The organism is Ruegeria sp. C10 (assembly GCF_056537805.1).
On the sequence record NZ_JBQFSC010000007.1, the window covers coordinates 34667 to 51881 of the forward strand.

Consider the following 17215-nt stretch of genomic DNA (forward strand, 5'->3'; position numbering starts at 1 on the left):
CCCCGCTAGCAAGCTAGCGGGGCTGAGTATGTCCGGGGATGGACGTCGAGGAACTGAGGGCGCACTGCGAGGTAATTGGACAAGCACGCAAACCAAAGGTTTTGAGCCTTTCTGGCCCACCTCATGTTCAGATAACTGAGTTCCGACCATGATTGTTCCAGTCAAAACAAAAAGTCTTACGATTCTTCTGTTTTTTCCTGAATGGGGTTGCCAGATCACCCTCGTGTTGCCGTTTTTCTTGGTTCTGTGTCAATCAATCGGAACAAAATACTTCTCAGCACGTTAACGATGGGAAGTCGCTGATTTAACAGGGCACAACGTGCACAGGAATCTACGGAGCGATGCATTTGTCTGAAGGAAACAGATTTGTCTTAGGCCGTTGCGACCCTTGGAACGTCAGACTGTCAAGAGACCCATTCATGAAGCCATACATCAGCGCTACTTCTTTATTCCTTGGGTTTTCATGGTATGAAATGAGTGGTGGCACCGCTTTTAAAGCTCAGCCTATTATTACCATAATAGTCATTATAAGGCATAGCATTAACAAGCGGGGCACAATCTAAACTGGTTTTCGATAAACCCCTATCTTGCTGAAGAATAACGACAACAGAGAGTCACCGAACGCTCGGAAAAATGGCAACCCCACATCGTAGTGTTTGCCAGAAGTTGTTAGACCTCGACTGGAATTCAAAAACCATGAAAATCTCAGAAAAACCGTTGGACGTGAAACGAACAGGTGACGACGCGCCGGCGGCGTCTTTGCTTCGCTATGTCTGGCGCATGAGCGAGTGGCACCAGGTATTTGTATGTTTGGTCGCAGTTGTGGCTGCTCTGTTAAGCCTTGTGCCTATCGAACTTCAACGCAGGATAATAAACGAGGCCGTCGAGAGCCGCGACCTGTCCCTGTTGGCACAGCTCGGATATGCGTATGTTGCCGTAGTCCTGGCTCATCAGGTGGTGAAGTTTGGGCTTTGGATTTATCAATCGTGGCTCACCGAAAGCACTTCACTGTATACGCGCCGCCACCTGTTGGGCGTCTATGAGAAGCGCCAAGATCAAACTGGTTCTGGCAAAACAGTGTCGATTATTGGATCCGAAGTTGAAAAACTCAGCGGCTTTGTCGGAGGTGCACTTTCAGGAGCCTGCGCAAACATCGTTATGCTGTTGGGCGTTGTGATCTACATGTTTGTAGTAGAGCCAAAAATCGCGATGTTTGCACTGGCATTTCTTGTGCCTCAAATTGTTTTGACACCGTGGATCCAGAAGTATCTGAATGAACTCCTCGAAAAGCGCGTGGTTCTGTTGCGCGATCTCGGCGAAGGGATCTCCCAAGAGTCTGAGAAAGACAAAACACAGGCCATGGTCCTATTGCCAAAAATCTACTCCAACAGGATTCGGTTTTACGTCATTAAGTTTGGGTTGAAGTCGGTACTGAATCTTCTGAATGCGATCGGCCCGATGACGGTCATGCTGTTCGGTGGCTATTTGGTGATCCAGGGCGAAACTCAAGTCGGGGTGATTGTGGCATTTATTTCAGGATTTGAACGAATATCCTCTCCACTACGCGAATTGATCGGGTTTTACCGCGTTGCGGCCTTGGCCAATGTTCAACACAAAATGATTGCAAACTGGCTGTCCGACCTGGCGTTCCAAACCAAGACGAGTGGTTGATTCCGTCGAACAATTCAGGATTCGGCAGCCTGAACCTGTTGGTGTTTCGAAACCACCTGCTCAAGCTGCTCTTTTTCGGCTTCGAGTAAATTCGATCGTTTTGCATAGCGGAGCGCTCTGCAAGCGAGCGCGTTGGCGCCCGAGGCTGCTTTTTGGTTCCGTGATTCCGAAAGCTTCAAAAGTGCTTCTTGCAATTGTGTCGCCACTTCGATCATTGCCGCCCCATCGCGTGCCAGGGACTGGAAAGCCGCCTCCAACAGACACTGCTCATCCGGCAGCCTGATGAACACGTTTGGCGCGACGAGCGTATCTTCAGCTGACAATACATCGTTGTAATAATTCCAAAGCAACGATTTCATCTCTTGAAGCGTTTCGATTGCAGTTCCTGCGTCATTGATACCAGGGGAAAGGGCCTTGGCGGCAATTTCTGACAGCACCAACAGTCCAAACTCAGCATCTTGTTCATGCGTTCTCTGTTCCCCAATTGTGAACGCAGCTGCGAGCATTGCCATGGTTTTTGAATCCGGAGACCCGGAAACCTCAGCAAGCGTATCACCGGACACGACATGCGAACCCGGTCGAACCAAAACATAGACCGACCCGTTGGCGGGCAGGGCATCCTGTAGCTGCACTGTATCAATCAATTGGACATAGCCCGATTGCTCGCTCTTGAGCTGTTCGCAATCATCCGGAATAATGGTTGCATCCGTCAGCTCTGACGCGCCCAGGCTGGGTTGCTTTAAGCAGGTTTTTAATGCTTCACGCGCGCTTTGCGTTGCGCATTGCAAACTGTGGTCCACACTGCCAATTTTAGTGAGGTGATCGATCCATCGAAGCAAAGATACTACGACCAGAACAACAACCAGAATGGTCACGGACATCACATAGAAGGCGGAGTCTGCCGAATAAACGCCAGCTTGATAAAGAACGATTGACCCCAAGGAAAAGACAAACGCTCCAATGAATGTCGCAAGAACCGATTGTGTGGTCGTGTCAGCCAACAGAATGCGATGAACGCGTGGTGTGGTTGCGTTCGAAGCGGCCCTGTGCGCAGATACCATGATGTTTAGGGAAAAGGTCGACACAGCGAGCATGGAAGTGGCCAGGATGGTCAACACCGGAAGGACGGACTCGAATTGTAGATTTCCTCCAAATGGTGACTTCGTGAAGAACGAAACGACCGGACTGATTAAGGCAGCTAAAACCGAAAGCAAAGCGTAGAGCACCACGCGCAAACCCATGTTTCGATAGTAGCGGAGAAAGCGGAGGCGTAGCCAGTCTACTTGCTTCATGAAGCCCCATACTCATAGTGCGTGAGATGTTTGCCCTTATTGGCGCATTTCGGAGGCCAAACATTCTCAGTCAAGTTTGTTCCTTTCGCCCGCTATATCAGCCAGAGCACAATACAACAGACTACCGATCCGATCGATAGCGACCCGACAACAACGCATAAGTGAGTCTTTGAAGCAGGTTCTGAGCTATGTGAGTCCAGACGCGCGTAGACCCGCAGCGCGTTTCGCCAAGCGCCCCAATAGATCAACAGTGAAGTCGCGATAAACAAAGAAGAAGCGGCTTTCGCCAGCCATGTCGGTTCCACAGCCCCAAAGACAGCTTTCAAGCCAAGTGCAATCGCTACGCTTGCCATGCCAGTCCTCGTCCATCCCGCAAAAGTCCGCTCATTGGCAAGCACGGTGCGGTCCTCGGCCCAGTCGGTTCGTTCTTCGGCCAAATCTTGTTTGTCGGTCACTGAATCTCGTTCCTGTACCACCAGCGTTACGGGCGTAACTCTAAGATAAATCGGCTGGTGGCAATTTCGCCCGGAGGATGCAGTCGCCCGGCGAAATTGTCACTGTCTAACCATTACTGGTTGGTAGCGCTCTAAAGCGCATCCTTAGCTTGACTTGGCAATCGCGCGCAGCATCCAAGCGGCCTGCTCGTGGAACGCCGAACGCTCGGTCGCGAGATCTTCAGTGACAACATCTTTCCTATCACCTGCCATTTCTGTCAGGGCGTGAAGCCGGTGCGCAACACGTTCATGGTCAGCAGCAAGATCTTCTATCATTCCAGCCGCAGAGATTTCTCCTTCAAGATCTTTGATCACAGAGAGCTCCATAATTTCCGACATCTGTGACGGTGCCAGATGACCCAATGAGCGAATTCGTTCCGCAACCTCATCTGCAGCGTCGAACATGTTCTCGTACTGTTCTTCTGTCAGTTTATGGATCGAATAGAACAACGGACCTTCCACATTCCAATGATAGGCGTGCGTTTTGAACGTCAGGCGGTATGTATCGGCCAGGACGTTCGACAGGGCTTTTGCCAGTGCCGCCGTGTCTCTCACTCCGGTTGCGACAGGGTTTTCGTTTGGAATTACGTTCAGTGCGTCTGTCATAATTACTCCTTTTCGCTACTCTGGAAAACAACGTGCGATGATGAATTTGGTTCCAAAATCGGCTGTTCAATCTCTGGTCGCCGGCATTCCACCTTCTGCAGCGTAGTCTACGGATACTCGAAGCAGCGTTGGAACTGCGATATCAGTCGCGGCCTGCAAAGCCGGTCCAAGCTTTGCGAAGGTATCGATGTCGTGATAAACCCACCCAAATGCTTGGGCGAGCAATGCCCAATCTGGATTTCCAAATGCAAACTCGCGATCACCGGGTTGTTTCTCATCGATCAGGCCATACCCATTGTCCTCCCAAACGAGCACGGTGACCGGTACGCATAGCCGGGTGGCGGTTTCCATCTCCTGAACGTTCATCAGGAAGTCCCCATCACCACATACAGCGATGACCCGACCCGTTTCCAATTGGCGAGCCGCCTCAATAGCGCCGGGCAATGCAAGCCCCATTCCAGCGAGGCCATTGGGAATAATGATCTGACCCGCGCGTTTGGCTTGTACATTTCGGGCGATCCACAACTTGTGTAACCCGACACCAGATAACAAGACATCACTGTCGCGAAGTGTCTTCGATATCTCTTTGCAGATATCGGACGGCGTCGGACACTTGCCCTTGGATGTGGCAGCACCCTGCTCCAGTGTTTCGTTGATCTTCCTGCGCAGGTCTTCAAAAGCTGTTTGCAACTCGCGTTGCGCTGTTGCCTTGTGAAGTGCGCCGATACTTTGCAGCAAATCTCCGGTCAGCGCGGCTTTGACGGGCCAATTCACGTCGACCGTCGAAGCAACATCCGATATTTCGAGCACCGGTCGCATACCAGACAGCGTAACCTTCGCAGGTGGGTATTCAACAGGATCAAAACCGATGGCGATGACGAGATCGCTCAACTCAAAGGCTTTGGAAGCCAGCTCTTCGCCGGGCTGGCCAATCGTGTGAAGGCAGCGGGGATGGTCTGGGGCAAGAATGCCTTTCGCCATGAACGTAGTTAAGACCGGCGCTGAAAGTTTCTCTGACAAATCCCGAACGAGTTCCGCTGCATTTGCCCTGATGACGCCATGGCCCGCAAGAATGACGGGCTCCTTAGACTGATAAACCAAGCGAGCCGCGCGGACGACTGCATCCGTCGCAGGCCGCGTTTCCGCCGGCGGGGAGGCGACAAACGGCTCGGCGGTCGTCGGAACACCAGCAAGGTCTTCGGGAAGGGAAAGGTGCACGGCACCGGGCTTGTCGGCATTGCAGTGACGGGCGGCCTCAGCAACAACCTGCGGAATCTCGTCGTCCAAAACCAGAGTACGACTGAACTTTGTAATCGGCACGAATAGAGACTCAAGATCAATGATCTGGTGGCTTTCACGACCGAGTTGATCTCGAGCTCCCTGACCTGTTATGGCAATCATCGGCACATGGTCCAGCGTCGCGTCAGCAACGCCAGTGACCAGGTTGGTGGCACCTGGGCCGAGGGTCGCGATGCAAAGTGCTGGATTTCCGGTCAGTCGTCCGTGAACCGAGGCCATAAATGCGGCGGATTGCTCGTGTCGACAAAGAACAAAATCGATGCCAGACCGATCAATCGCGGAAACCAGTTCCGTCGTCTCCTCACCCGGTACGCCGAACGCCGCAGTCACACCATTCGCTTCCAGACACGAAATCAACAGATCAGCACATGTTTGGGTGGCTGGGGAATCCCTCATAACGCGTCAAACCTCCTTGAATAGTAACCAATGCCGCGGCGGCTAAAAGAGCGTAAGCGGCGGCTAATTTGCGGATGATCACCCACGCAAGAGCCGCATCAGCAACGAACCGATGAACAACACAAGGAAGATCACGAACAGGATTTGAGCGATGCCCGCAGAGGCCGACGCGATTCCGCCAAAACCAAAAACACCTGCGATGATCGCAAGAACGAAAAATATGACTGCCCAGGATAGCATAAGATTTCCTTTCAAAGTGGCTTAGATGAACATTCAACTCTCAAAGACGTGCTTTGGTTCCCAATCGGATCTTGGAACCAATGATCAACACTTGCGTTGTTTCAGCGAAAGGAGATCAACCATGTCACAAACAAAAGAAGCCCCAACTACCGAACCCGCCATTGAAGACAAAGAGGCAGCCAACCGAATTGAAAGTGTTATCAGTGAGGCCAAGACTGCATTGCAGGATGGTGCTTCGGCCACACGCGACAATCTGAAGACTGCGCAAGAAGAAGTGCAACAGCATCTTTCGACGGCAACTGAAAAAAGCGTTGCCTTCGTTCGCGAGAACCCCGGGCTTGCACTTGCAGGGGCACTTGGACTTGGCGTCTTGTTGGGAGTTGCACTTCGGAAAAGCGACCGCAGTTAACAGCCCAACGTGATTGGCGTTGAATTGGTCTGGCCAGCCGTCATTGGCCTGATCTTCGCGGCGCTGCTCATCTGGTTGTTCATTCGGGATCGGTAAAAGATTAGCTGTGAAACTGCCGCCGCCATATACTTCTCAAAATCCAAAACCCGAAGCATCCTCAGAGATGCTTCGGGTTTTCAATTTCCGGCCTGATCTGCGCGTAAGCCAGCATTGTAAAAACCACTGTACCCCCGATAACATTGCCCACGAGAACGGGCAGAAAGAAACCAAAAGCTGCATCGTGAGCAGGCAACATGCCCTGCAGGATAAGTAAAGCCATTTCCACCGATCCGGCCACGATATGGGTAAAATCGCCTAAGGCTATCAGCCAGGTAAAAATCACGATAAGCAGCACTTCATTGTTTTGAGCTGACGGCAACATCCAGACAATCGCTGCGATCAGAATCCCAGCTGGGATAGCGCGCACAAAGCCTTCCCAGGCCCCCATACCGGTGGCGTGGCGGCTGAGCTCATTTAGGACCGCCAGAGTCTCGCTGTTCAGAACCGGCGTGTAGAGAAAAAAAGCTGAAATGAGAAACGCCCCGACGACATTTGCCGCCAAAACAATCACCCAAAGACGAGCCGTTTTAGAAAAACAGGACCGAGATGGAGTCATCATTGTGGGTACAACTGTCGTAATTGTGTTCTCTGTAAATAACTGCATCCGCCCAAGGATGACCAAAAGAAACCCCAGCGAGTAGCCAAAGTTTTCAATGAGGTAACGCCAGCTTGTCTCGGGAAGGTGAGCACGCAACAGGGCCTCGCCCAGCACAGAGAAGCTAATTAGAACTCCCGCTGCGATCCCAGACCAAAAGAGCGCCCGAACCGGTCGCCGGAGCTCTTCTTCGCCGTTCCGGCGGATGGTCTCGAATATCAGCCTGGGGGACAGGCCAGACGCCTCTTCAACCGCTTCTTTCTCGCTTTCTTTTTCTACCAGATCTTGTCTTTTGGATTTCGTATCAGCTGCCAAGACGTGCTCCCTCGCTAAAGCCCATATGAAAACGCGCGGCAGCCCGCGTTGTTCCAAATTTCAAGATGCTTTTGATCGCTACGACGCTTGGTATTGGTAGATAGCGCCGATCACCCTTCAAAATATTCAACCCAAATGTGTCGTGGGATGGAACAATCGGGCTTTGGAAGGGTTTGAATACCGTAGTCATATGAAGACACACAACGAAAGGAACATCGCTATGGTTGAGATTTATGGCATTGGTGGTCTGATCCTGTTGGTTTTGTCAATTTGGGCCATCGTTTCGATTATCGGCTCCTCTGCGACGACAGGTTCGAAGATCCTCTGGGTACTTTTTGTCCTGATCCTGCCGCTCGTTGGATTTATTTGTTGGTTGATTTTCGGTCCAAAAGCGACAAAGCGGGTCGCATAATCCAGCACGCAGAACGCGAGTTCACGTCACCGCGTGGTCGGCAAGGAACGCACCCTGCCGACCTTCGCTGAACAGAACTACACAACACAAATTACCACATTCTACGCGTTAACGATGTAGGTCAGTATCAGCCCCGGTACTCCCCCTTAAATTTTGACGCAGTTCACGTCAGACCACCTGTTCCCATGGTCTGGCGACATAACGCCCTTTCAAAGCAACGAGACCATCGATACGAGATCCTCAGTTGAGAATGGTCGTTTAAGGACGTTTGCGGAATATTCCGCAGCGATCGCGTCAGGGGCATCGATCAATAGTAAGGTACAATCCAATGCCTGAAGTCGTGTCACGAACCCCGCAAATTCGAGGTCGGCGCGCGTGTAGCTTATGATACTCAACTGCGGGCAAAATCCGCTGTCGAGCAGGAGATGGGCAGCGTCGTTAATTTCGCGCAGATGCTGAATTCGGGTGGCCTCAAGTGGCGATAGCGCTTCGCGTATGTCGGTTGCTTCGACAAAGTTTCCTGTGACAATCAATATATCTGATAAGGTCAGGGGACGATCTTTCATTTGGTTCCACCCAGCTGTGCTTTCATGTGAAACCGTATCGAGTCGACCGGAGGGCGCAATTAACTATGACATACCCAGAGCAAAACAACCTGATTGATTGCAAGCACTGCCCGCTTCGGAAAAAGGAGGTTTTTCTGCAATTTGACGACGACGAGTTGTCTTTCATGCAACAGTTCAAAACCGGGGAGATGTTGGCAGAACCCGGTACACAGCTGTTCATTGAGGGGTCAAAAGCTGCCCAACTCTATACAGCGCTCTCCGGTATGGGCATACGCTACAAGACGCTGGAAAACGGCCGCCGCCAGGTTGTCGGTTTCATTTTTCCAGGCGACTTTATTGGGTTGCAGGCCGGTGTCATGGGCGCCATGCGACATTCAGTAGAGGCAACCACGGCAATGCGCTTGTGTGTATTTAATCGCACTCGGCTTTTCGAGCTCTATCAAAGCCAGCCTGATCGTGCATTCAGCTTGACGTTCCTGGCGGCTGTGGAAGAGCACTTTCTTGGAGATGCGTTAACAACTGTCGGGCAGCGCGGCGCGATAGAGAAAATCGCATGGAGCCTTCATAGATTTTTTATCCGGTCGCGAGCCCTGGGCCTTGTAAAAAATGATCGCTGCCCTCTACCGTTTCGTCAACAGGATCTGGCAGATGCACTGGGCCTATCCTTGGTTCACACCAACAAAACACTGCGCAAATTAAGCGACAAGCACCTTGCGAACTGGTCAAAAGGTGTCCTGCAAGTCTTTGATCAGGACAAGCTGGCTGAAATTGGGTTGGTCGAGACAACCCAAGCCGAGCCAAGACCGCTTATCTGACTATTTGAGAAAGAGTGTTTGGAATTTTCAAGAGACTCGGAGTCTGAACAGAAGCGCCGGCCGAAAAACCGGCCGGCGAATTTAGCAACGCGCATGGCGCTTTTTGACTTTTACGATTCTTCGTAGGAAGGCATTGCCTCCAGCATTTCCTTGTCCGCGTCCACGAATGCATACGTGGCCTCGCCATCGACCTCACGCATCAGCGAAACGCGAGAAAAGTCGATCAATACGTCTTTCTCGCCCACACCGAGGAAGCCTCCAACGCCGATCACCGCACCTTCCAAGGTACCATCCGAATTGATGACCACGTTGTCGATCTCACCGATCCATTCTTGCGACATGTCGTAAACACGCATCCCGGTAAGGTCTTCCGCCGTTACCGTTTCAAACGCAACAGGGGTGTAACCCTCGATATCGATGGTTGTCGGATCAACAGCATCGGCAACTTCACTGGCCTTCTCGCTCACATACTCTCCGGTTGCTTCGGCTGCCTGGTCGACATCTTCCGCCGTGTTCTTTGCTGCATCTTTGATATCTTCAGCCGTATTCGACACGGCATCGCCTGCCGCTTCGGCCGCCTCTCCAAGGTTTTCGCCCACCTTTTCCACGTTGGAGCTCTCTGCGATGGCAGGTGCTGACATCATCAGAACGATCGAAGTTGTAGTCAGGAAATGTTTCATAGTTGGCTCCTTCTGTCTGAGTTGACCGCTATTTCTTGCGGTCTCAGAAGAGAAACGAACTACGAGAGGTTTGGTTCCCTATTTCTTTCGGAAATATTTGTTTTTAAACAAAAAGACCGCGTCAATGACGCGGCCATACCCTTCTGGTTTTTTGCATCTAAACAGGGCGCACAGGATCCGTGACACTTGATACAACCAGATAGTCGCCACCGGGGATATTTCTTAAAGCCTCATAAGGAATCTGTGTCACCTCATGACCATTGTCGACCTGCAAGAATAGCATGGATTTGTCTTCAAAATCGCAGCCTATGTCCTGAAGCACACCGATCTCACCCGATGGATCGAAGACTGAAGAGCCCTGAATTTTTCTAAACCAGTAGTACTCGTCTTTGGGCGGATCAGGGTGTGGCTTGTCTTGCAGAGCCTCGTTCAGCACCGCTCCGATAACCACCGGAGCTATCGTATTCCCAAACGGACCAATGACCTGCGGAGGAAGAACCGAAAGATCCAGGCTGCTTCCCGAGCTCGGTGGATTGTTCTGACGCTTAGTACTGATCTCCTGAGCAGAAAAGACCGATACCAGATACTCTTCCTCGAAACCAAGTGTATCCGCCCGAAATATGATGGGATCAAAACCACCCGTCATGTTCAGATTGACCAAAATATACTGAAGAGGAGCGTCACCTGCCCTCACTGCCAAGTCTACGACCTCCCCGACTGTTTCGTCTCCTGTCCGGTCGCGGACCGGCATGCCGAGGAACGCAGATAACTTCATGGTTTGATATCCTTCTGACTGATATGTTGGACAATCTTGCCAAACATTCCGTCGCTTTTACGATTCTGAGAGGCCGGATCGGGGACTTGGTTCAAGGCGCTACGCCCAACCCAACACCCTTTTACATATCGTCGATCAGCCTGTTTACAGCGTCACGGACATTCTCTTTTGTGTCGCCATATTTTTGCTGGATCAGCCCTTCCAACTGTTCCCGATCACCTCGGGCCTGCTCAATTTCATCATCGGTCAATTCCCCATAGCGCTCCATAAGTTTGCCCTTGAACTCGGTCCAACGACCCATGATCTGATCCCAATTCATCCGCTTTTCCTTTCATTTCCAACTTCACTGGACACATATGTCCCACCGTTTGCAGCTGTAGGTTCGAACCACCAAGTCCGGCACCAGCGTCGAAACACTGCAGGCGGCCAAGTCGTTTGGCAGGTTCTAACCCAGCTACTCGACGTCGGGAAAACGCACGTCGTCTCTCATGGTTCCAACAACCGCAAATTTTTCTCGCCGGGAACGGCTTTCTGTCCAGGTGACAGTTGCCAAGAGTTTGTCGCCCCAAATGGAACAATCACAATGGTCGCGCGTTGGTGATGCGAGATCTGTTGAAAGGAGTTCACCAATGGCAAACCATCCCAGTAACTCAAGCAGTGCGAAGAAACACGCGAAGGACTTGGCGCAGAAAGCGAAGACTATTGTGGAATCTGAAGCTACGGCTCGCGCTCAAGACTTGCAGGATAGGGCCGCCAATGAAGTAGACAACGTGGCGCAGGCTGCTGAATCTGCTGCTGAGGCATTTGATGCCGGCTCGGTTCAGCATCAAGTGATGTCGAAAATTGCCGACAATATGGAAAACATAGCAGCACAGGTTCGCAACACCGACCTGCGCACCGTCAACCGAAGGGTGTCCGATTTTGCCCGCCAAAATCCATTGCTGTTTGTTGGCTCGGCCGCGTTGGTTGGCTTTGCCGCAACTCGGTTTCTGGGCGCTCGTAACACCCGCCAAACGACATCTGCAGAATTCGAAGCAGATCCCTGGGCGACACAGCAGCAACCCCAACGAAACACGTTGGATGATACGTCAGGCCACACAACAGTTCTGGCGAAAATGAATGAGGGCTACAATGCATAATGAGCACGACCTGCGTCAGGCCCCCAACATGTTGGCGACTGCCTTGCGCCATCTGTCCCGTCTCATTCAGGGTGAGTTGAAATTGGCGAAGGCCGAGCTTTCGCTCAACCTGTCTCGGGCAGCATATGGGCTGGTCTTCTTTTTTTTGGCCGCCCTATTGGTACTGGTCGCAATCCATCTCTTGGCAACTGCTTTGGTGGCCGCAATCGTCGCTGAGGGTATGTCAGTTGGATCTGCGTCGCTGATGGTTTCCGCGGGTCTGATCCTTTTTGCGGGCTGTCTTGCCCTCTGGGGAAAATCACGCCTGTCGCTGGCTACGGTATCTCCCGACAAAACACTTAAGAATCTGAAGTCTGATGTCGACGCAATAAAGGAATCTGCTCATGACTGATTTGACTGAACTTGAAAATCACGTTGCGTACGAACGAAATGCGTTGGCAACGTCTCTCGATAGTCTGACCGAAACACTTGCTCCGGATCGTCTGGCGCAAACCGCAAAAGACGTCGTGGAGGGGTATGGCGGCGAGATCGGCACGCAGGTCTGGATTGCCGCCCGCAAGAATCCGGCGGCGTTCACGTTGTTTGGAGCAGGTTTAGCACTTTTGATGGCCGGTCCCGGCGCACCAGCTCGAACAATGCAAAACAATCCTCGCACCAAAGCAACGCAAAACATGTCCGAAGAGTTTGATCGGCGTGTTGAAGCTGCCGATGTGCAAATCAAGAAGGAGATGACGGGAATGATGGAACAAGACTTTTCTGCCAGCCGCCTCAGTGCTGCATTGGACCGGGGGTTGGAAAAACTGTCCCCAAAAGCGCGCTCGCGTGTCCTACAAGCCCGCAAAGCCGCGATTGAGGCTCAAAGGGCCGTTGAAAAGCGCGCAAAACAAACCACCAAGGCATCCAAGTCGTTTCTTCATGAGCAACCTATCGCTGCTGGAGCCCTCGCCCTGGGCGTCGGAGTGCTGGTCGGTGCCCTGCTGCCGAACACCCGCAAGGAAGATGAACTTTTGGGGGCGCGGCGCGACGAACTGATGCGCAAAGCTCAGAATACCCTGACCGAAGAGATGGGTAAACTCTATGCTGCGACCAACGAAAAATTGGATGACGTGGCCGCAAGTGCGTCGGCTTCGTTGCGTAATTAAGGGTAGTGATCGGTCGTGTCCCAGTCATTGTTGAGTACCACGGCATTGCGCGTAATGGTTGCAGTCCTTACAGCGATTGCCGTGCTCACATCCCTTTATTTGGCTAAATCTATCCTTGCCCCGATCGCGTTCGCTCTTGTTCTCGGAGTAGTCGCCTCCCCGCTTGCAGACAAGCTCGAACGAGCGGGTTGTCCCCGGGTCGTTTCAGCGTCGGCTTTGCTGATCCTGACGTGCACTATAGTGGTTGCAGCATTTCTTCTTCTGGAACCGTTGCTTTCGACATTGGTCGAACAATTGCCGGCAATTCGGCGCGAGCTCCAATCGTGGGTTGCTGCGATGTCGGAATTCATGCGAGGCATTGAAACAATAGGGCGCGAAATAGAAGAAACAGTTGGGGCAGATGGGGAAGCTACTACCGAGACCACCCTGCCCTCCGTCATGGATGCACTGTGGTTGGCGCCGAATTTTGGGTCTCAGATTCTGATATTCATTGGAACACTTTTCTTCTTCGTGTTAACGCGGCGCGAGCTCTATGCCTCGGCCGGTGGATTCAAGTCACGTCTCTATTTGGCAGACCAGGCTGTATATCGCTATTTCGCGGCCGTGACGCTTGTGAATATCGGCTTGGGGATTGTGACGTCAGCTGTCCTGGGGATAGTGGGCATCAGTGATCCGTTGATCTGGGGATTGGCCGCCGGGCTTTTGAACTTCATTCTCTACCTCGGCCCACTTGTAATCATGACAGGTTTGCTGATCGCCGGCCTCACACAATTCGGTGGCGCGGCTGCTTTTTTACCTCCGCTCCTCTTTTTGATAATCAACGTATCAGAGGCCCAATTCGTAACGCCGGTATTTGTTGGGCAACGCCTGCAAGTAAACCCGTTGGTCGTCTTTATTGCGATCGTATTTGGATTGTGGCTCTGGGGGCCGGTGGGAGCGATCGTCGTACTGCCCATTCTCTTGTGGTTCGGCGTATTGCTAAACCCAGAAGTTATGTCTCCCGCTATTGAGAAAAACAGCAACGCACTGGATGGCTAAACGATGTCCTCGGTCACGCCTGGCAATGGCTGTCGAATTTCGCTCCCTGCCTTCGGATCATGCGGCACCAGGAAGCCTGTGCGCCCTTCAGGGCGACGCAATCCATTCGCCTGAACTTCCCGATTCCACCATTCGAACATTCGGCCCGGCTCAAGACTGTATCGCGCACAGTCTTCAAACCACCAATGGTCGACCAGGGTTCGACGCAGCAAGTTGATGCGTTCTAAGTCAGTCACACGCAATGCTGCCTCGGTATCCCAACGCAATGATCGCCCATTGAGATTAGCGGACCCGACAAGCGCGAAAGTATCGTCTACAACAAGCACCTTATTGTGCACATGAATGATTGGAGATCCCGAGAGCACTTCAATATCGTCATGTGCTCCGCTGGCTGAGGCGGGTTGTACTGGCGTCGCAAGGGACAGACGGTCTCCCAATCCCTCTTGAATGATGCTCAGGCACTTTGCCTGTAAGTCCAGACCGTAGCGTGCATCAAGACCAGTGTGTTTGCCGAACGCCACCTCTTCTGGCAACGCAGGCAATACCAACACCACCTTCAAATTCGCATTTTTGTTTGCGGCCTCCGCCAAAGCCTCTGCGAGCTGGGTTGATCTGAAATACTGGGTTTCGATATGTATGAGATCACTGGCGGCTTTGAATGCGTTGATGTGTTCATCTTCGATCTCTTGAGCAATTGTCTTCGGTGACAATCTCCAAAACCCAAACCGTCGAGGACTGGACAGGGTTCGGCGCAGGTATTTGCCTTTTAGCCGGGCGGTACCAGTGGCGATCTCATTCTCGAAACTATCAATATGCTCTGAGACTTCTTCCGCTTCAGGACCGCGCACCAGTATCTGGACGTCGGACCAAGTGTTCTTTGCCAAACGGTCATGATCTTGTGTGTCAAAGCGCCTTGCGTTCAGATCAAGCCCGCCGAGATAGCAGACCTGTCTATCGATCACCGCAATTTTTTGGTGATGAGACACCGTGTGTAGTTGAGGCAAACTATCTGAGCCCTCACCAGCCGCGTCACGTTGCGATCGCGCTCGCTCAATCAGATGCTTTTTTTGCGTCTTTTTTCTTAAAACCGCAGGTAAAAGCGCCGCCCAAGGTATAGTCCCCGCTTTGGCAGGATGCATAGATACGCGAACATTCAAGGATCGAGCCAAATCCGGACCCAGGGTCTCGGCCAACTTCTGCGCCTGTCTTTTTGAGCGCCAGCTCAGCTCATGTAGTTCGGTAGCAAATACAGGATCGAAATCACTCAGAACCAGCTCAAATGACACGCCGTTGCGGATAACATATTCAAGCAGATCAAACCATGTTTCACCGATGTTTCGGGCTGCCGCGCCAACGAGTTTAGTCTCAAAATCAAAGATCCTGAAACTTGCCTTTACCTCTTCCTTTGCCTCAAGAACTGCTTGCTCAAACGCAGGCCAGGCTTGTTCCGCTGTGATCAGAACTTGAAAGTCACTCTGCTGCTGCCCTGGCATCACCGTCTCCGTCATTGGGCAGGTTTTTTGGTATGCTTGCACCATCAACCTCGGCAATCTCGAATGTCACCTCATAGAGGTATTGAGAGGGTGTCTCAGTGACATGGTCTGATCCGTCAAGCTGGCTGACAAATGCCTGCATCAACCTCTGACCGATACCGCCGCTATGAAACGCGGCCTCTTCATCATCACTGCGTCCGCGGCTGTTGGCAATCTTCAAAACAATCGCTCCGTCAGTGGTCGCTCTCAACACCGCAGAGATCATTGGTGGGCCCTCTTCCGGTACACCAACGTACTTTATTGCGTTGGTCAACGCTTCGGCTGCGAGCATCGACAAAGTGACGGCTTGGTCCTGGCCCAATTCAATTGGTTGAATATCACAGATCACTTCGACGGGTTGACCATGGATTGGTGGGCGGTGCGCAAGCTCAGAAACCAGCCGACCAACCAGCGTCTCAGTGTTTATAGTCGTCATCTTCGAGTTCTGGTTCAGGGTTTGGTGCACCATCGCAAGGCCACGAACCCGCCGCTGAAGTTGGCCCAACAATCGACGGGCCTCGGCCGACTCTGCACTGCGCATATGCATGTTCATGATCGAAGCTATGAGCTGAAGATTGTTCTTAACTCTGTGGTGGACTTCCCGCAGCAGCAGTGTCTTCTCGACAAGGTCTTGTTCCTGCTGGTTTTCCGCCTCTCGGACAAGAACGACCATTCTGTTGAATGCGGTTTGGAGTTGCACGAACTCCTGCGGCGCATTTTTCAGACTCTCAATTTGATCACGCTCTCCCAACGCAAACCGGCGAACCGCCGATCGCAGGCTGTCGAGATGACGGATCACCAACCGGTGCAACCCCCAAAGAGCCACCCCCAAACCTGTCACCCACATCAAAATCGGAAACGCAACCGTCAACGCCTTTCCACCAGAACCAACAGAGGCAAGGGCGGCTTCACGAGGCCAGCTACCGATCACGGCGACTTCGCCTGGAACGATTGTCGCAACAGCAAAAACACGATCTTCTCCCACTGCTGTCCGCGCCGAGAAGGTCTTGCCCGAGTTGGATAGCAGAAGCCAAGACTGTTTGTTCTGCGGCAAATAATCAGTGACCAAATCGAGACCAATATTGGAAGACAGCACGTCTCCACCCTCGTCAAAAAGCGCAATTATCACATCACTTGAGAAACTGTCGCCTTCCAATGGCGTGCGAGCCAATGCATGCGGGATTGAAATGGACACGAAACCCATCAGATTTGATTGGCTTATGACCGGCTGAGTGACGATGATTACCGATTGTCCGGTTACAGCCCCCGATCTGTTCACGGAAAACGTCAGTTGGGGATTTTCTGAAATCTCCAAGAAACCAGGTGCCTCGGAGAGGTCCATGATGCCACCTGCTGTTGAACATGACATGACACCATCGGGCTGAATGAACCCAGCAAAAACGAACTCGGGCTCACTGTCGATCAGCCTTTCCATCATTGCGGAGCAGTTCGCATCCGTAATCGATGCCGAAGCCAACGAAGCGGACAAACCAGAACCAACACCCACGGCCCTTTGAAGCAGCTCGCGCTCCCGGTTAGCGGCTTCAATGGTTCGCGCCAGCACCGACTTACGCGACTTTTCATCTGCTTCTATGATCACTGCGCGCGTTTGATATACAGCGATTAGACCCAACGGTAGAAGCGCCAGCGTCACAAGCAACGCCAGATAAACGGTCAGGCTGCGGCGCCCTGCTTCCATG

General features: G+C 52.2%; 20 protein-coding genes. 8 read left to right on the forward strand and 12 right to left on the reverse strand.

The features are described 5' to 3' along the window. Positions 1-696: 696 nt before the first annotated feature. Entirely contained in the window at positions 697-1671 is a 975-nt protein-coding gene (locus tag ACR0DE_RS20290) for an ABC transporter transmembrane domain-containing protein (protein WP_480437237.1), read from the forward strand. A 14-nt stretch (positions 1672-1685) separates the two neighbouring features. On the opposite strand, the gene ACR0DE_RS20295 is transcribed toward ACR0DE_RS20290, so the two are convergent. From ACR0DE_RS20295 to ACR0DE_RS20315, 5 genes are all read right to left on the reverse strand, one after another. Beyond that, complete coding sequence (locus tag ACR0DE_RS20295) at positions 1686-2963, reverse strand: DUF2254 domain-containing protein (protein WP_480755058.1); 1278 nt, start codon at positions 2961-2963, stop codon at positions 1686-1688. A 92-nt stretch (positions 2964-3055) separates the two neighbouring features. Then, a complete protein-coding gene (locus ACR0DE_RS20300; RefSeq protein ID WP_480437232.1) occupies positions 3056-3418 on the reverse strand; it encodes a YidH family protein in 363 nt (120 codons plus the stop codon). A 144-nt stretch (positions 3419-3562) separates the two neighbouring features. Beyond that, on the reverse strand, positions 3563-4063 hold the full coding sequence (locus tag ACR0DE_RS20305) for a Dps family protein (protein WP_171331894.1): 501 nt from the start codon (positions 4061-4063) through the stop codon (positions 3563-3565). Between the two features lie 66 nt (positions 4064-4129). Then, on the reverse strand, positions 4130-5758 hold the full coding sequence (locus tag ACR0DE_RS20310) for an acetolactate synthase large subunit (protein ID WP_480755061.1): 1629 nt from the start codon (positions 5756-5758) through the stop codon (positions 4130-4132). 78 nt (positions 5759-5836) lie between these two features. Next, entirely contained in the window at positions 5837-5998 is a 162-nt protein-coding gene (locus ACR0DE_RS20315; RefSeq protein WP_171331892.1) for a DUF1328 domain-containing protein, read from the reverse strand. Between the two features lie 25 nt (positions 5999-6023). On the opposite strand from ACR0DE_RS20315, the gene ACR0DE_RS20320 reads away from it, so the two are divergent. After that, positions 6024-6407 (forward strand): hypothetical protein, encoded by a 384-nt coding sequence (locus ACR0DE_RS20320; protein ID WP_480437227.1) that lies wholly within the window; start codon positions 6024-6026, stop codon positions 6405-6407. A 157-nt stretch (positions 6408-6564) separates the two neighbouring features. On the opposite strand, the gene ACR0DE_RS20325 is transcribed toward ACR0DE_RS20320, so the two are convergent. Continuing rightward, positions 6565-7416: a formate/nitrite transporter family protein gene (locus tag ACR0DE_RS20325; RefSeq protein ID WP_480437225.1), complete on the reverse strand. Its 852-nt coding sequence runs from the start codon at positions 7414-7416 to the stop codon at positions 6565-6567. Between the two features lie 220 nt (positions 7417-7636). Here ACR0DE_RS20325 and ACR0DE_RS20330 point away from each other — a divergent pair, with 220 nt between their 5' ends. Continuing rightward, the gene (locus ACR0DE_RS20330; RefSeq protein ID WP_480437222.1) at positions 7637-7828 is read left to right on the forward strand and encodes a PLDc N-terminal domain-containing protein; all 192 of its coding nucleotides are present in this window, start codon (positions 7637-7639) and stop codon (positions 7826-7828) included. Positions 7829-8037: 209 nt separating this feature from the next. Here ACR0DE_RS20330 and ACR0DE_RS20335 read toward each other — a convergent pair whose 3' ends face one another. Beyond that, positions 8038-8394, reverse strand: a complete 357-nt coding sequence (locus tag ACR0DE_RS20335) for a hypothetical protein (RefSeq protein ID WP_480437220.1) — start codon at positions 8392-8394, stop codon at positions 8038-8040. 65 nt (positions 8395-8459) lie between these two features. Here ACR0DE_RS20335 and ACR0DE_RS20340 point away from each other — a divergent pair, with 65 nt between their 5' ends. Beyond that, positions 8460-9209, forward strand: coding sequence for a Crp/Fnr family transcriptional regulator (locus ACR0DE_RS20340; protein WP_480437217.1), 750 nt, complete (start codon positions 8460-8462; stop codon positions 9207-9209). Positions 9210-9319: 110 nt separating this feature from the next. Here ACR0DE_RS20340 and ACR0DE_RS20345 read toward each other — a convergent pair whose 3' ends face one another. From ACR0DE_RS20345 to ACR0DE_RS20355, 3 genes are all read right to left on the reverse strand, one after another. After that, positions 9320-9889: a PRC-barrel domain-containing protein gene (locus ACR0DE_RS20345; RefSeq protein WP_480755063.1), complete on the reverse strand. Its 570-nt coding sequence runs from the start codon at positions 9887-9889 to the stop codon at positions 9320-9322. Positions 9890-10046: 157 nt separating this feature from the next. Next, a complete protein-coding gene (locus ACR0DE_RS20350) occupies positions 10047-10664 on the reverse strand; it encodes a hypothetical protein (protein WP_480437214.1) in 618 nt (205 codons plus the stop codon). A 121-nt stretch (positions 10665-10785) separates the two neighbouring features. After that, on the reverse strand, positions 10786-10983 hold the full coding sequence (locus ACR0DE_RS20355) for a CsbD family protein (protein ID WP_171331887.1): 198 nt from the start codon (positions 10981-10983) through the stop codon (positions 10786-10788). Between the two features lie 310 nt (positions 10984-11293). Between ACR0DE_RS20355 and ACR0DE_RS20360 the strand changes: the two genes are divergently transcribed. The 4 genes from ACR0DE_RS20360 to ACR0DE_RS20375 are packed head-to-tail and all read left to right on the forward strand — an operon-like array spanning position 11294 to position 13983. Next, the gene (locus ACR0DE_RS20360; protein ID WP_480437212.1) at positions 11294-11803 is read left to right on the forward strand and encodes a hypothetical protein; all 510 of its coding nucleotides are present in this window, start codon (positions 11294-11296) and stop codon (positions 11801-11803) included. Beyond that, entirely contained in the window at positions 11796-12194 is a 399-nt protein-coding gene (locus ACR0DE_RS20365) for a phage holin family protein (protein ID WP_170753605.1), read from the forward strand. The genes ACR0DE_RS20360 and ACR0DE_RS20365 overlap by 8 nt, the downstream gene beginning before the upstream one ends. Continuing rightward, positions 12187-12945: a hypothetical protein gene (locus tag ACR0DE_RS20370; protein ID WP_480437208.1), complete on the forward strand. Its 759-nt coding sequence runs from the start codon at positions 12187-12189 to the stop codon at positions 12943-12945. The genes ACR0DE_RS20365 and ACR0DE_RS20370 overlap by 8 nt, the downstream gene beginning before the upstream one ends. A gap of 54 nt (positions 12946-12999) precedes the next feature. Continuing rightward, a complete protein-coding gene (locus ACR0DE_RS20375; protein ID WP_480755068.1) occupies positions 13000-13983 on the forward strand; it encodes an AI-2E family transporter in 984 nt (327 codons plus the stop codon). Here ACR0DE_RS20375 and ACR0DE_RS20380 read toward each other — a convergent pair. Both ACR0DE_RS20380 and ACR0DE_RS20385 read right to left on the reverse strand, forming a co-directional pair. Beyond that, positions 13980-15476 (reverse strand): phospholipase D family protein, encoded by a 1497-nt coding sequence (locus tag ACR0DE_RS20380; RefSeq protein WP_480437204.1) that lies wholly within the window; start codon positions 15474-15476, stop codon positions 13980-13982. The two genes, ACR0DE_RS20375 and ACR0DE_RS20380, sit on opposite strands and share 4 nt — an antisense overlap. After that, positions 15454-17214, reverse strand: a complete 1761-nt coding sequence (locus tag ACR0DE_RS20385; protein WP_480755073.1) for a sensor histidine kinase — start codon at positions 17212-17214, stop codon at positions 15454-15456. The genes ACR0DE_RS20380 and ACR0DE_RS20385 overlap by 23 nt, the downstream gene beginning before the upstream one ends. Position 17215 lies beyond the last annotated feature (1 nt).

Excerpts from the sequence above, each read along its gene's own strand:
- ACR0DE_RS20355 (WP_171331887.1), bottom strand. The coding sequence starts at position 10,983 with ATGAATTGGGATCAGATCATGGGTCGTTGGACCGAGTTCAAGGGCAAA.
- ACR0DE_RS20345 (WP_480755063.1), bottom strand. The coding sequence starts at position 9,889 with ATGAAACATTTCCTGACTACAACTTCGATCGTTCTGATGATGTCAGCA.
- ACR0DE_RS20380 (WP_480437204.1), bottom strand. The coding sequence starts at position 15,476 with ATGCCAGGGCAGCAGCAGAGTGACTTTCAAGTTCTGATCACAGCGGAA.
- ACR0DE_RS20315 (WP_171331892.1), bottom strand. The coding sequence starts at position 5,998 with ATGCTATCCTGGGCAGTCATATTTTTCGTTCTTGCGATCATCGCAGGT.
- ACR0DE_RS20335 (WP_480437220.1), bottom strand. The coding sequence starts at position 8,394 with ATGAAAGATCGTCCCCTGACCTTATCAGATATATTGATTGTCACAGGA.
- ACR0DE_RS20375 (WP_480755068.1), top strand. The coding sequence starts at position 13,000 with ATGGTTGCAGTCCTTACAGCGATTGCCGTGCTCACATCCCTTTATTTG.
- ACR0DE_RS20365 (WP_170753605.1), top strand. The coding sequence starts at position 11,796 with ATGCATAATGAGCACGACCTGCGTCAGGCCCCCAACATGTTGGCGACT.
- ACR0DE_RS20385 (WP_480755073.1), bottom strand. The coding sequence starts at position 17,214 with ATGGAAGCAGGGCGCCGCAGCCTGACCGTTTATCTGGCGTTGCTTGTG.
- ACR0DE_RS20340 (WP_480437217.1), top strand. The coding sequence starts at position 8,460 with ATGACATACCCAGAGCAAAACAACCTGATTGATTGCAAGCACTGCCCG.
- ACR0DE_RS20370 (WP_480437208.1), top strand. The coding sequence starts at position 12,187 with ATGACTGATTTGACTGAACTTGAAAATCACGTTGCGTACGAACGAAAT.
- ACR0DE_RS20310 (WP_480755061.1), bottom strand. The coding sequence starts at position 5,758 with ATGAGGGATTCCCCAGCCACCCAAACATGTGCTGATCTGTTGATTTCG.
- ACR0DE_RS20305 (WP_171331894.1), bottom strand. The coding sequence starts at position 4,063 with ATGACAGACGCACTGAACGTAATTCCAAACGAAAACCCTGTCGCAACC.
- ACR0DE_RS20290 (WP_480437237.1), top strand. The coding sequence starts at position 697 with ATGAAAATCTCAGAAAAACCGTTGGACGTGAAACGAACAGGTGACGAC.
- ACR0DE_RS20320 (WP_480437227.1), top strand. The coding sequence starts at position 6,024 with ATGAACATTCAACTCTCAAAGACGTGCTTTGGTTCCCAATCGGATCTT.
- ACR0DE_RS20360 (WP_480437212.1), top strand. The coding sequence starts at position 11,294 with ATGGCAAACCATCCCAGTAACTCAAGCAGTGCGAAGAAACACGCGAAG.
- ACR0DE_RS20350 (WP_480437214.1), bottom strand. The coding sequence starts at position 10,664 with ATGAAGTTATCTGCGTTCCTCGGCATGCCGGTCCGCGACCGGACAGGA.
- ACR0DE_RS20295 (WP_480755058.1), bottom strand. The coding sequence starts at position 2,963 with ATGAAGCAAGTAGACTGGCTACGCCTCCGCTTTCTCCGCTACTATCGA.
- ACR0DE_RS20330 (WP_480437222.1), top strand. The coding sequence starts at position 7,637 with ATGGTTGAGATTTATGGCATTGGTGGTCTGATCCTGTTGGTTTTGTCA.